Annotated in this window: 12 protein-coding genes; 3 read left to right on the top strand and 9 right to left on the bottom strand. The window is 42.5% G+C overall.

Annotated features, from left to right (window positions below; translation table 11 throughout):
- Window positions 1–251: 251 nt before the first annotated feature.
- The 7 genes from GWK08_RS14310 to trmB form a co-directional block, all read right to left on the bottom strand.
- Entirely contained in the window at window positions 252–575 is a 324-nt protein-coding gene (locus GWK08_RS14310) for a 2Fe-2S iron-sulfur cluster-binding protein (RefSeq protein WP_163607910.1), read from the bottom strand.
- A gap of 83 nt (window positions 576–658) precedes the next feature.
- Window positions 659–1711, bottom strand: a complete 1053-nt coding sequence (locus GWK08_RS14305) for an NAD(P)/FAD-dependent oxidoreductase (RefSeq protein WP_163607909.1) — start codon at window positions 1709–1711, stop codon at window positions 659–661.
- 233 nt (window positions 1712–1944) lie between these two features.
- On the bottom strand, window positions 1945–2184 hold the full coding sequence (locus GWK08_RS14300) for a NifU family protein (RefSeq protein WP_163607908.1): 240 nt from the start codon (window positions 2182–2184) through the stop codon (window positions 1945–1947).
- Between the two features lies 1 nt (window position 2185).
- Window positions 2186–3316 (bottom strand): Mrp/NBP35 family ATP-binding protein, encoded by a 1131-nt coding sequence (locus GWK08_RS14295; RefSeq protein ID WP_163607907.1) that lies wholly within the window; start codon window positions 3314–3316, stop codon window positions 2186–2188.
- A gap of 180 nt (window positions 3317–3496) precedes the next feature.
- Window positions 3497–3832 carry an MGMT family protein gene (locus GWK08_RS14290; protein WP_163607906.1) on the bottom strand — a complete coding sequence of 112 codons (336 nt, stop codon included), beginning with the start codon at window positions 3830–3832 and terminating at the stop codon, window positions 3497–3499.
- Between the two features lie 24 nt (window positions 3833–3856).
- Window positions 3857–4486: a LysE family transporter gene (locus GWK08_RS14285; protein ID WP_163607905.1), complete on the bottom strand. Its 630-nt coding sequence runs from the start codon at window positions 4484–4486 to the stop codon at window positions 3857–3859.
- Window positions 4486–5160, bottom strand: coding sequence for a tRNA (guanosine(46)-N7)-methyltransferase TrmB (gene trmB / locus GWK08_RS14280; protein ID WP_163607904.1), 675 nt, complete (start codon window positions 5158–5160; stop codon window positions 4486–4488). Before trmB ends, GWK08_RS14285 begins: the two co-directional genes overlap by 1 nt.
- Before the next feature lie 80 nt (window positions 5161–5240).
- Here trmB and GWK08_RS14275 point away from each other — a divergent pair, with 80 nt between their 5' ends.
- Entirely contained in the window at window positions 5241–6293 is a 1053-nt protein-coding gene (locus tag GWK08_RS14275; RefSeq protein ID WP_317168159.1) for a glycosyltransferase, read from the top strand.
- On the opposite strand, the gene GWK08_RS14270 is transcribed toward GWK08_RS14275, so the two are convergent.
- Both GWK08_RS14270 and GWK08_RS14265 read right to left on the bottom strand, forming a co-directional pair.
- On the bottom strand, window positions 6267–7310 hold the full coding sequence (locus tag GWK08_RS14270) for a sensor histidine kinase (protein ID WP_163607902.1): 1044 nt from the start codon (window positions 7308–7310) through the stop codon (window positions 6267–6269). The two genes, GWK08_RS14275 and GWK08_RS14270, sit on opposite strands and share 27 nt — an antisense overlap.
- Complete coding sequence (locus tag GWK08_RS14265) at window positions 7311–7997, bottom strand: response regulator transcription factor (protein WP_163607901.1); 687 nt, start codon at window positions 7995–7997, stop codon at window positions 7311–7313.
- Window positions 7998–8180: 183 nt separating this feature from the next.
- On the opposite strand from GWK08_RS14265, the gene GWK08_RS14260 reads away from it, so the two are divergent.
- Both GWK08_RS14260 and GWK08_RS14255 read left to right on the top strand, forming a co-directional pair.
- Window positions 8181–10991, top strand: coding sequence for a TonB-dependent receptor (locus tag GWK08_RS14260; RefSeq protein ID WP_163607900.1), 2811 nt, complete (start codon window positions 8181–8183; stop codon window positions 10989–10991).
- Between the two features lie 110 nt (window positions 10992–11101).
- Window positions 11102–13282: a hypothetical protein gene (locus tag GWK08_RS14255; RefSeq protein ID WP_163607899.1), complete on the top strand. Its 2181-nt coding sequence runs from the start codon at window positions 11102–11104 to the stop codon at window positions 13280–13282.
- Window positions 13283–13389 lie beyond the last annotated feature (107 nt).

The raw sequence follows: 13389 nt of genomic DNA, 5'->3' as shown, positions 1-13389 counted from the left end.
GGTTGATGGTTGATGGTTGATGGTTGATGGTTGATGGTTGATGGTTGAAGATTACTCATTTAAAACTCAAAATTCAACATTTCCTGTCTTTGCGAGCGTATGCGAAGCAAGCTTTTAGTTATTGGGATTGGCATGCCTTTGCTTAGGCTTCGGCCTGTAAAAGATTGGTGTTTGGAATTTGGAGCTTGGAATTTAACCCCTTTAGTCATCGAACAACCAACAACTAATGGCTAACAACTAACAACTAAAATCTACGATTCCGGAGCCAGTTCTACCTCAAGTCCGTCCAGGTCTTCGGTAATAGGGATCTGGCATCCGAGGCGGCTGTTATCCTGAACGTAAAAGGCCTCGGCCAGCATGGCGTCTTCATCGTCACTCATTTCGGGTAACTGAACATCATTAGAAAGGATATAGCACTGGCAGGAAGCACACATGGCCATTCCTCCGCAGGTACCTTCTACCGGAAGTTCATATGCTTTGCAAACTTCCATAAGGTTCATAGCCATATCTGTAGGTGCTTCTACTTCGTGTACAACACCTTCTCTGTCTTTGATTTTGATTGTAACGTCAGCCATCTGGTGAAATTTAGGCAGCAAAATTAGCAAAAGTTTCCTGAAATAAAATAAAATCTACTCATTTAGTAGATTATTAACAGGTTTTATTCAATAGCTTTTACAACTGCTTTTTCGGCTTCCTTTCGGCTTCCGTCAAAACCGTCAATTCCGCTTACGGTCGTATACTTCATTACGTATCTTTTATCCGGGAAAATACGCTGATAGGCACTCTGACACATGAGGGTAGCCTCGTGAAAGCCACAAAGGATCAGTTTGAGTTTTCCGGGATAGGTATTTATATCGCCAATGGCATAGATACCCGGAATATTGGTCTGATAGTCCAGGGCGTTATCCACCTTAATAGCGTTCTTTTCTATTTCCAGTCCCCAGTCTGCAATGGGTCCCAATTTAGGGGAAAGTCCGAAGAGGGGAATAAAATGATCGGTTTCTTTTTCGAATTCCTCGCCTTCCTTTTTTACAACCACCGCTTCTATCTTCCCGTCGCCCTTCAGGCCGACGATCTCGGCCGGGGTGATCAGGTTGATCTTCCCGAGTTTTTTAAGTTCCTGTACTTTTTCTACGGAATCCAAAGCTCCTCTGAACTCATTTCTCCTGTGAACCAGGGTTACTTCCGAAGCGATATCGGTAAGGAAGATACTCCAGTCCAGGGCGGAATCTCCACCTCCTGCAATGAGTACTCTTTTATTCCTGTAGATCTCAGGATCTCTGATAATATATTCTACCCCTTTATCTTCGTAGTCGGTAATATTGTCTATAAGGGGTTTTCTGGGTTCAAAACTTCCCAATCCTCCGGCAATAGCCACTACCGGCGCCTGATGTTTGGTCCCTCTATTGGTGGTAACGATAAAAGTACCGTCTTCCTGCTTTTCTATGGTATCTGCCCTTTCCCCCAGGGTAAATCCGGGTTCGAAAGGTTTGATCTGCTCCATTAGGTTATCTACCAGATCTCCGGCAAGTACTTCGGGGAATCCCGGAATATCGTAAATGGGTTTTTTAGGGTAGATCTCGGCACATTGTCCGCCCGGTTGCGGCAGAGCGTCTATAAGGTGACATTTTAGTTTTAGCAGTCCGGCTTCAAAAACCGCAAAGAGTCCTGTAGGTCCGGCACCAATGATAAGAATATCTGTTTTGATCATCTATTTTTTCTTGGGGTCATCCGCGGGGCGGGAAATCCGTTAAAAAATGGATTCCGCTTTCATCTGCTAATTCACAGACTTTTGCGGAATGACAAATTACACATATATATTCTGGCAGGGATAGGAACGGCATCCTTTTGCTGAGCAAAAGATACAGTGCATAGCCCGGCAGCCATTTTTCTATGTTCCCACATTACGAACCGCTTGCTCAAATGGCTGGCCAGCATTAAAATTTATTCTACATTAATGACCTCTTCGATCTGCGGGGCGTACTTTTTGATGGTCATTTCTACTCCGCTCTTTAAGGTCATCTGGTTAACGCTGCAACTTACGCAAGCCCCTTCCAGTTTTACCTTAACCGACTTGTCGTTGTCGATGGAAACCAGAGAGATATTTCCTCCGTCGCTTTCCAGGAACGGGCGGATCTCCTCCAGGGCTTTTTCTACGTTAATCTTAATTTCTTCTGTTGTCATATCATTTCTTGTTTACAGCAGAGCACCCTGCCATAGTAGTAATCTTAATTGCTTCTGTAGGAGGGAGGCTTTTATTCCTGTTTACCACCTCCTGTACCACATTCCTGGTCAGGCCTTCAAAGGCTTCTTCCAGAGGGGTAGCAGTCTGCAGTGCTGCAGGTCTACCTATGTCTCCCGCCTCTCGTATGCTCTGAACCAGGGGAATCTCACCTAAAAACGGAACTTTAAGGTCTTCTGCCAGGTTTTTGGCGCCTTCCCTTCCGAAAATATAGTATTTGTTATCGGGTAGCTCCTCTGGTGTAAAATACGCCATGTTTTCTATAATTCCTAAAACGGGGACGTTAATATTTTCCTGCTGGAACATAGCAACTCCTTTACGCGCGTCTGCCAGCGCCACCGTTTGCGGAGTACTTACCACCACAGCTCCCGTAATGGGTAATGACTGCATTATACTGAGGTGTATATCCCCTGTTCCCGGAGGCAGGTCGAGCAGCAGAAAATCGATCTCTCCCCATGCGGCATCAAAGATCATCTGATTTAATGCTTTTGCTGCCATAGGCCCTCTCCAGATCACTGCCTGGTTAGGCTGGGTAAAGAAACCGATAGACAGGATCTTAACCCCATAACTCTCGATCGGTTTCATTTTGGATTTTCCGTCTACGTTTACCGCCAGGGGTTTTTCTCCTTCCACGTCGAACATGATCGGCGCCGAAGGCCCGTAGATATCCGCATCCAGCAGACCTACTTTAAAGCCCATTTTGGCAAGGCTTACCGCCAGATTGGTTGTAACCGTAGATTTACCTACACCACCTTTTCCGGAGGCTACGGCCACTATATTTTTGATTCCCGGAATAACCTTTCCTTTAATGGTAGGTTTATCGGGAGCTTCTACCTTTACATTGACCTTTACCTTTGCTTTCTCATAAACCTTGTCATGAATGGTCTTCATGATCTCTACCTCCGTCTTCTTGCGAGCCTGAAGGGTAGGGTTGGAAATATTAATATCTACCACTACTTCATCTCCAAAGGTCATTACATTGGTCACCGCACCGCTCTCCACCATATTCTTACCTTCTCCGGGAGCAGAAATGCTTTCCAATGCCTTTAATATGTCTTTTCTGTTTAATTTCATCTATCCGTTTTGTTTTTCATCAGCAGCGCATTATCCCTGCTACCGCATTAATGGGTCTTTAGTCGTAAACCGCACTAAAAACCGTCTTAAAACGCAAAGATAACGCTTAACATTCAGATAATAAAGTTATGAAATTGAAAAGCTCAATAAGCTGATAAAAGTCATCTATCGGGTTAAATATCAGAGTAGTTCGGCTGCGGGATCCCAAAAAACCTTTTCAAAATCCATTACCTGATTATCCTCTACTTCCACCCCTTCACTTTCGAGCAATTGCTGCATAAGATTGGTTCCCTGAAAATGGTGCTTTCCGGAGAGTACTCCTATCCTGTTTACCACTCTGTGTGCGGGAACATCTTCCTTAAGTCCGGAAGCGTTCATCGCCCATCCTACCATTCGGGCACTTCTGGCCGCTCCCAGGTATTTGGCAATCGCTCCGTAAGAAGTTACTCTTCCGTAGGGAATTAAACGTGCCACATCGTACACGCGTTCAAAGAAATTTTGGTTGTCCTGTTTCATTTTTCTTTTTTTAGCAATTTTATTTTATCCGTAGAATATCCTGATCAGGGTAATGATAACCAGGATAAGCATCAAAACACTTAGAATATAGTCTGAATATTTGGAAAATCGATCTGTTTTAGACTCCAGGCGGCTAAAATAAATGATATAGATATAAAGGGTAGAAAAAGTACCCAGGCCGGCTGCCAGGATAAAGGTAAGCGTATCTAAAAGCTCGAATTTAATCCAGCCAGATACATTCCAGGCGGCATTTAATCCGGAAAAATACGGGATCGGTAAAACATTAAGGGTAGCCAGGAACATTCCTTTAAAAAAGCTGTTCTTCCGGCTTACTTCTACAACATTGATCTTTTTTTCCTTTTTACGCCTGGCAATGATAAAAAAGTAAACGGCAAAAACCGCAAATACGATCAGCGCTACTTTGAGCAGAATATCTATAACGATCGGGTTGTTATACAGATATCTCGAGATCATTACACCCAGATAAGCCTGCAAAACAACCACCGAAGAGGCTCCGAAGGCAAAGAGAACAGCATTTGCTTTTCCTTTTTTTGCACTGGTCTTTGCAGCCGTCATATTAATGAGCCCTGGGGGGACAACTCCCATAAAAGCTGCAGAGTAGGTGGCAAAAAAGAGAATAAAAATATGCTCCATTAATTAAGTTTGAATTTTATGTACGTTATTGGTTTTCGCTGTTCAAGATACTGCATTTCGTAGAAAGTTTGGATACTTGTCACCTCTTCCGGTGAATATTCGTTGCTATAGACGTCGTGATGGGCATAAAGGATCTCATATCCGAGTCCGTGAAGCAGGCCTAGCGTGTACCCATGCATAAATTCGCTGTCCGTTTTCAGGTGCATCAATCCGTCCTTTACCAGGATCTTTTTGTATTTATCCAGAAAATCGGTATTGGTGAGCCTGTGTTTGGTTCTTTTGTACTTGATCTGCGGGTCCGGGAAGGTGATCCATATTTCATCTACTTCATTTTCGGCAAAGAGCATATCTATGAGCTCTATCTGGGAACGCAGGAAGCCCACATTGTCTATCCCTTCTTCCAGGGCAGTCTTTGCGCCTCTCCAGAAACGGGCTCCTTTAATATCGACTCCCAGGAAGTTCTTATTTGGATATTTTTTGGCAAGATTGACCGAATACTCTCCTTTACCACAACCCAGTTCCAGGACCAGGGGGTTGGAATTTCTGAAAAAAGTACTTTTCCAGTTCCCCTTCAGTTCAAACTCTCCGTTTAAAACCTCATCTCTTTCCGGTTGGATAACATTCTTAAAAGTCTCATTCTCTCTGAAGCGTTTCAGTTTGTTTTTACTCCCCACAACGATAATTTAAAATTTTAGCAAAATTAAGGAAATCTTTATCACTTGAAAATGTAGTTATCTTTGTATTAATGCATGAAATGAAACGTATTTTAGTTGCCCCTTTAAACTGGGGCCTCGGGCATGCCACAAGATGCATTCCCATTATAAATTCTCTGCTTGCCAATAATTTTGAACCCATTATTGCATCTGACGGACAGGCCCTGGAATTATTAAAAAAAGAATTCCCTGAACTCAAGGCCATAGAACTGCCTTCGTACCGGATTGAATACTCTAAAAAAGGAAAGAATTTCAAACTTAAAATGCTTTGGGATTCCCCGAAGATACTACAGGCGATCAAAAAGGAAAAAAAAGAGGTCGACAAACTGATAGAAAAAGAGCGGCTAAACGGGATCATTTCGGATAATCGTTTCGGGGTGCGAAGCAAAAAAGTGCCTTCTGTCTTTATTACGCACCAGCTCAATGTGCTTACGGGAAACACTACCTGGCTAAGCTCTAAGATGCACCAGTCTATCATAAAAAAATTCGACGAATGCTGGGTTCCCGACACTGAGGGAAAACCTAATCTGAGCGGGAAACTGGGGCATCTTAAGAACTCCAGGCTCCCTATACGGTATCTGGGCCCGCTAAGCCGGCTTTCCAAAAAAGATCTTCCGGAGCTTTATGATCTGATGGTCATTCTTTCAGGCCCGGAACCTCAACGCGGGATGCTGGAGGAAAAACTCCTGGAGGAGGTTAAAAAATTTAAAGGAAATGTACTCTTTGTAAAAGGAAAAGTAGAAAAGGAACAGACTGTAAGCAGGCAGGAACAGCTGACCATCTATAATTTTATGGATTCCAGAGAACTGGAGATCGCTTTTAACGAAAGTAAGATGGTGCTGTCGCGTTCCGGTTACACCACTGTAATGGATCTAGCCAAGCTGGAGAAGAAAGCTTTCTTTATCCCCACCCCGGGCCAGTACGAACAGGAGTACCTTGCCAAAAGATTAAAAAAGCAGGGATTGGCACCTTATTCTTCTCAGGAAAAGTTTACTCTTTCCAAATTGTCAAAGGTCAAGACCTATAAAGGTTTTAGTAGTTTTTCTGCGGAGGTTGATTATTCAGACTTATTTAGCCTTTTCCATGGTGAATGAGAATTCAGATCCGACCCCGTAAACACTTTCTACATAGATCTTCTCATCATGGGCTTCAATAATATGTTTTACGATAGAAAGTCCAAGACCTGAGCCTCCTTCCTTTCGGCTTCCACTCTTGTCAACTCTGAAGAAACGTTCAAAAAGACGTGGGATATTCTGTTTTTCAATACCCTCGCCATTGTCGGTTACCCGTACAATTACTTTGTTCTTGATCAGATTCTCAATACTGATCTCGGTTGTACCTCCTTTTTTCCCGTATTTGATAGAATTGACCACCAGGTTGGTCAGCACCTGTTGTATACGCTCTTTATCGGCATATACATATACAGGCTTTTCATATTCCATATCGAAGGTAAGGGTGATATTCTTCTTGGCAGATTTCATTTCGAAAAGCTCGAAGACATTACGGATGAGCTCAATAATATCGAAATCCTCATAATCCAGTCGCAGATCTCCTACTTCCAGTTTAGTGATCATATCGAGGTCTTTTACGATATAAATAAGGCGTTCCACACCTTTTTCGGCTCTCTGAAGGTATTTATCTCTCAGGGCTTCATTCTCCATCGCTCCATCCAGAAGGGTAAGGATATAACCCTGTACGGTAAAAAGAGGGGTTTTTAATTCGTGGGATACATTCCCCATAAATTCCTTCCGGTAAGCTTCTCTCACCTTCAGGGTCTCTATCTCTACTTTTTTGTCTTTTGCAAACTTTTCGATCTCCCTGGTCAGTGTAGCCATATCTGTAGTGATGGGCTGGTTCTGAAAAGTAGTCGATTCCAACAGGGAAACATCGTCATAAATACGCTTTACCCGTCGGTAAATAAATTTCTCTACCCTGTATTGAAGTATAAAAAATGAAAAGGCATAGATAACAATGGCGCAGATCAGGATCACATAGGGGTTAAATATCCCAAAAGCGTAGAGTGTCAGCCCCATTACAATGCTGGAAAGCAAGGTAATAAACAGGGAGGACCGGAATGAAAATTTATATGATTTCTTTAGTTTTATGGCCATTTAGAGTACAAACTTATAACCTACTCCTTTAACCGTTTTAAAGTGATTATCGCCAATTTTTTCTCTGAGTTTTCTGATGTGTACATCTATGGTCCTTCCTCCGACTATGACTTCATTACCCCAAACTTTATCCAGGATATCTTCTCTCTTAAACACTTTACCCGGTCTGGAAGCTAGTAAAGATAGCAATTCAAATTCTTTTCTGGGCAGGATAATCTCTTTTCCTTTCTGGATGATCTTGTATTCATCTCTGTTAATTTCTATATCCCCAACCTTGTTAATCGCTTCTCCATCTTCCTCACTTTCTTTAAGCCTTCTTAACAATGCCTTTACTTTACTTACCAATACCTTAGGTTTGATGGGTTTGGTAATATAGTCGTCTGCCCCGGCATCAAAACCTGCTACCTGGGAATAATCTTCCCCTCGTGCAGTAAGGAAGGTAATGATCACATCTTTCAGTTCCGGTATTTTTCTGATCTGCTCACAGGCTTCCATCCCGTCCATCTCAGGCATCATCACATCGAGAATGATCAGGTGGGGGCGCTCTTTCTTGGCCTTAGCCACAGCTTCCACCCCATTTTTAGCTGTAGAAACCTGATAACCTTCGGTACTTAAATTGTAACCGACGATCTCTAAAATATCTGGCTCATCATCAACTAAAAGGATCTTAATATCTCTTTTTTTCATTGTGTTTTGGTTGTGTTTTTATACCTCAAAAGTAAAGATAATATTAAAAAACAAAAGCACTTAACATTCATTTAATATGGTAACATAAGGGTAACATGAAACTTACAAATCTTTAATACGCGCATAACTTCACCTTTACAGTACGCCTGTTTATTTGCACCATAAAATTATTACTGTATATAGATGAAACATTTTTTTGTATTACTCACCTCTTTTTTCCTTGTAATCAACGCATTAGCCGCGCAGGAAAAAGGTTCTATTGTTGGTAAGATCACCGATAAAGAATTAAATGACGAACCACTTCCTTTTGCCAATGTACTTATTAAAGGAACCACAAAAGGAACTACGACCGATATCGACGGTTTATTCGAAATCGGGAATGTTGACCCGGGAACCTATACTCTGGTCATCAGTTTTGTGGGGTACAAAACACTGGAGATCCCCAATGTAGTGGTTGAAGCAGATAAAACAACAGAGATCAATACCGGTTTGGGACCTGATGCCCAGGCACTGGACGAAGTGGTCATTACCACTACGGTTTCCAGGGAATCTGAAGTTGCCCTGATCCTGGAGCAGAAAAAAGCCATTGAGATCAAACAATCTATCGGAGCTCAGGAATTAGCCAGAAAAGGTGTGGGTGATGTAGAGCAGGGACTTACCAAAGTAACCGGGGTTTCCAAGCAGGAAGGTTCCAGGGGACTTATTGTAAGAGGACTTGATGACCGATATAACTTTTTAACGGTAAACGGACTTCCTATTGTTTCCGTAGATCCTGATAAAAAGATCATTCCTCTTGATCAGTTCTCTACAGATATTGTTAGAAACGTAAATATCTATAAAACCTTTAATCCCGATGTTTACGGAGATTTTGCAGGAGCTTCTATAGATATCATCACCAAGGACATTCCTAAAACTCCAACCACTACTGTTAAGATAGGGTTCGGAGCCAATTCGCAGACTTCCTTTAAAGAGTTCAGAAGAGATGACGAGGCAGGGTCTGAGTTTTTCGGGATCTCCGGTCAGAGAACCAATATCCCGGGCATCTATGATAAAGGTACTGTAGGTCAGGCAAGAGACCTTACTTCCGAGGAATCTTCAAGGGTTTTCAATACGGATTATAACTTCGACAATAACGATGCTTTCCTTGACAACAGTTATGAAATAACACACGGAAATACCATCAGACTTGGAGAAGATGGTGAGAGAAGCTTCGGATACTATACCGGGCTTGTTTTCCAGAACAGTTACAGAACTTTCCTGAACGGTCAGGATGCTACCTATAATACAACGGGAGAGGTAAACAGAGACCTTAACTTTAACAGTTATAAATTCAGCACCCAAAAAACCGGATTGCTATCCCTTGCTTATCAGGATATCAACAAATTCAAATTAAAAGTAAATACCATATTTATTCAGGGAACCGAGAATACATCCGAAGAGAAATTCGGTTTGTTCGAGGAAGCTGATGATGAATTCTTCTTCCGAGGACAGCGTTATACCGAAAGTACCTTATTGGACCTGCAGCTTTTAGGTGACTTCTTCTTTGACGATGATAAAAAGAACACTTTAAGCTTTGGTACTTCCTTTGGTAGCGGAGAATTTAAAGAACCGGACAGAAAGGTTTTAAGAGCTGAAGGGATCGGAAATGATGCGAGATTATTTATCTCTAACAACAGTCAGCCGTTCCGTTTCTTTGCTGATGTAAAGATCAAGGATTTCAGCGGTTTCGTAAACTTCAAGCACGGTTTCGGAGAAGCTGATGACCTAGGTAAATTTAAAAACACCATTACCTTCGGTGCGGAAGCAGATTACCTGGAGTACGATTACTTTAACAGAACTATTCGTCTGGACTTCAACTCCAACTTCAATGTACTTACAGAGTCGTTGAATACGGATGATCCTGAAGATTTTTTCAGAAGAGGGTTTACAGCTAACGGACTTTTCTACAACGATGTGACCGATGCTTCCAACAGAGTGGAAATCGAGCAATTGCTATATGCAGGATATGTAAATTACAGCGTAGCACTTGAAAAATGGGACATAACTGCCGGTCTTAGGGTAGAAGCTACCGACAGAACGGTTTTCTTCAGGGATTTCAGACTGGATGGACCTCAGAGTCCTTTCCGTGAGATCAATCTGGATCCTGTAAATGTTTTCCCGTCCATGAATATCAAATACCAGCTTAACGAGACCTCTAACCTGCGTTTTGCTGCTTCCTTAACAGCAACCAGGCCAAGGATTCGTGAGATACTTCCCGTATTGAGAAACGAAGGAGATGGGACCGGAGTTCAGGGTAATCCGAATATCGATAACTCTACCAACTTCAATGCCGATTTTAAATACGAGATCTTCCCGGAAGACGGAGGGCTTATCTCCTTTACTGCTTTCGGAAAGCTGATCCAGGATCCTATTGAGACGATCCTTCAGCCAATTGCAGGGAGTAGATTTATCACTTTTGTGAACAATGATCAGGCAGAGATCCTGGGGCTGGAAGTAGAGTATATTACTCCTTTAAACAAGCTCTTCGGAGAACATTTCTCAGATCTTAATTTCGGCTTTAACGGAACCCTGATGTATTCTAATGTTAGCCTGGCAGATGATATCGATACCGGTTTCCTTACCAGTAATGAAAGAAAGCTTCAGGGAGCATCTCCATTCCTGGTAAATGCCGATTTGAGCTGGACAAAAGACTTCAGTGAAAAATGGAACAGTATTGCCACTTTGGCCTATAATGTTTTTGGAAAAAGGATCGATGCTTTAGGGGTAAATGGTTTGAATGATATTGAAGAAAATTCATTCCATCAACTTGATCTTGTCTGGAAAAACTCCTTTAACAAAAAGTTTACATTGGATATAGCCGTTAAAAACATTCTTAACGATGTATCCGAGTTTACTCAGGAGGTTGCCAGCGGAAGCCTTCAAGGCCAGGATCTGGGCATCCTGAGAAGCACAAGAGGTATTAATTTCTCTCTTTCATTAGGATATAAATTTTAATATAAACAACTGTTTCACAAGCCAAAAATATCTTAATCATTAATTAAAACTGGCTTAATGAAACCGACATTTTGATGCTATAATTTCGCAGAGAAATCAATTTTAGAATCATGAAAAAATCAAACTTAAAATTTTTATTTTCTACAATCCTTGCAGGAGCAATGATCGCTTCCTGTAGTAATGAAGATGACAGTGGAATTACAGGAGACGATGGTGGAAACCCTCCTTCTTCCCAGAACGTAATTACAGGTAACATTACTTCCGATACAACTTTAGATGCTTCCGTAGCATATACATTGGAAGGTTCTGTAAGAGTTGAAAGCGGAGCAACATTAACGATCCCTGCCGGAACAGTTATTACTTCTTCTGCTGCAGACGGACTGGATGCCTTGATCATCGATCAGGGAGCTCAGATCAACGCAGTTGGGACTTCCAGTAACCCTATCGTATTTACTGCCAATGTACAGGCACCGGGACAATGGGGTGGAATCGTTCTTTTAGGTAGAGCTCCTATTAATGTGGCAGGTGGAACTTCTTCTCCGGAGTTCGATGCCAGCCTTACTTACGGAGGTACCATTGCAGATGATAACTCAGGAACCCTAAGCTTTGTAAGAGTAGAGTACGGTGGAGCTTCAGTAATTGAAGGTTCTGTAGAATACAACGGATTCTCTTTCTACGCAGTAGGTAGCGGAACAACTGTAAATAACCTTCAGGCATTTGCCGGATCTGATGACGGATTCGAGTGGTTCGGAGGTACTATTGACGGATGTAACAACTTACTTTCCGTAGGTAACGAAGATGACTCTTTTGACTGGGCCGAAGGTTGGACCGGAGGTGGTAGCAACTGGATAGCGGTTCAGCAAGCTGTTGGAGACAACGGAATTGAAGCTGATAACAATGAGGACAACAATACTGCAACTCCGGCATCAAATCCAACGATCAGCGATATCACTCTTACCGGTCTTGGTTCCAACGACGGGATGCGTCTTAGAAGAGGTACAGGAGCACAACTTTCAAATGTAGTGATCACTAACTTTAGCGACGGACTTGATATCAGGGATAACGCTACTATTGCCAATGTTCAGGCCGGTACTTTAAGTATAGACGGGATCCGTTTCGGGAACGTAACCAGAACAATTATTGTGGAAGACGGAAGCGATGTTTCCAGCAATATCACTATCGACCCTTCTGCTACAGGTGCTGATGCCAGCGTCTTTGCAGGATGGACCACTAACTTTAACACAGGGCAGCAAACAACCGCTATCCTGTCGGGAGAAATTACCACCAATACGGCTCTTGATGCCAATATTGCCTATACCCTTCAGGGAAGTGTGATCGTTCAGGAAGGAGCTACTTTAACTATTCCTGCCGGAACTGTGATTACTACAGATCCTAACGATGGTCTTGATGCACTGATCATTAACCAGGGAGCAATGATCAATGCTACCGGAACAGCCAATGATCCTATCGTCTTTACTTCTATCGTTCCTCAACCGGGACAATGGGGTGGAATTGTTCTTCTTGGAAGAGCTCCGATTAACGTTGCCGGAGGTACTTCTTCTCCTGAATTCGACGCCAGCCTTTCATACGGAGGTACTGCAGAAGATGACAATTCAGGAACCCTCACTTATGTACGTGTTGAATATGCAGGAGCTTCTGTAATTGAAGGTTCTGTAGAATACAACGGATTCTCATTCTATGCTGTCGGAAACAGCACTACTATTAACAACCTGGAAGCATACTCAGGTTCTGATGACGGATTTGAGTGGTTCGGAGGTACGGTAGATGGTTGTGACAATCTTCTTTCTATTGCCAATGAAGATGATTCTTTTGACTGGGCCGAAGGATGGACAGGAAGCGGAAGCAACTGGATAGCAGTTCAGGACGGTGTTGGAGACAACGGAATCGAGGCTGATAATAACGAAGATGATAACACGCTTACTCCTCTGTCAAGCCCAACCATCAGCGATCTTACGCTTGTAGGTCTTGGATTTAATGACGGGATGAGATTAAGAAGAGGAACTGCAGGTAATTTTTCTAATGTGGTGATCACTAATTTCGATCAGGGTCTTGATATCAGAGACAACCAAACTATTGCCAATGCACAGGGAGGTACCTTAGTGATCAACGGAATTGCCTTTAATAATATAGTAGATGTTAATGTGGTAGTAGAAGGCGGAGTTGATCTTTCTTCTGCCATTACCGAAGATGCAAATGCAACAGGTGCCAGCACCTCTTTTGCAGAAGGGTGGTCACGCTTTGACAGCGAAGGCTTTATTAACAATTTCTAGTCGGTAAAAACTGCAAAAAAGCAGTCTATTTATAAAAAACATCCCGTTTTCTGCGGGATGTTTTCTTTTTTGACCCTGTTTCAGCCTCTTTAAATCGTCTTTTTCGC

The organism is Leptobacterium flavescens (genome assembly GCF_010671605.1).
Lineage (GTDB): Bacteria > Bacteroidota > Bacteroidia > Flavobacteriales > Flavobacteriaceae > Leptobacterium > Leptobacterium flavescens.
The sequence above is the reverse complement of the archived record's forward strand: the minus strand, read 5'-3'. Positions and strand labels throughout refer to the sequence as shown.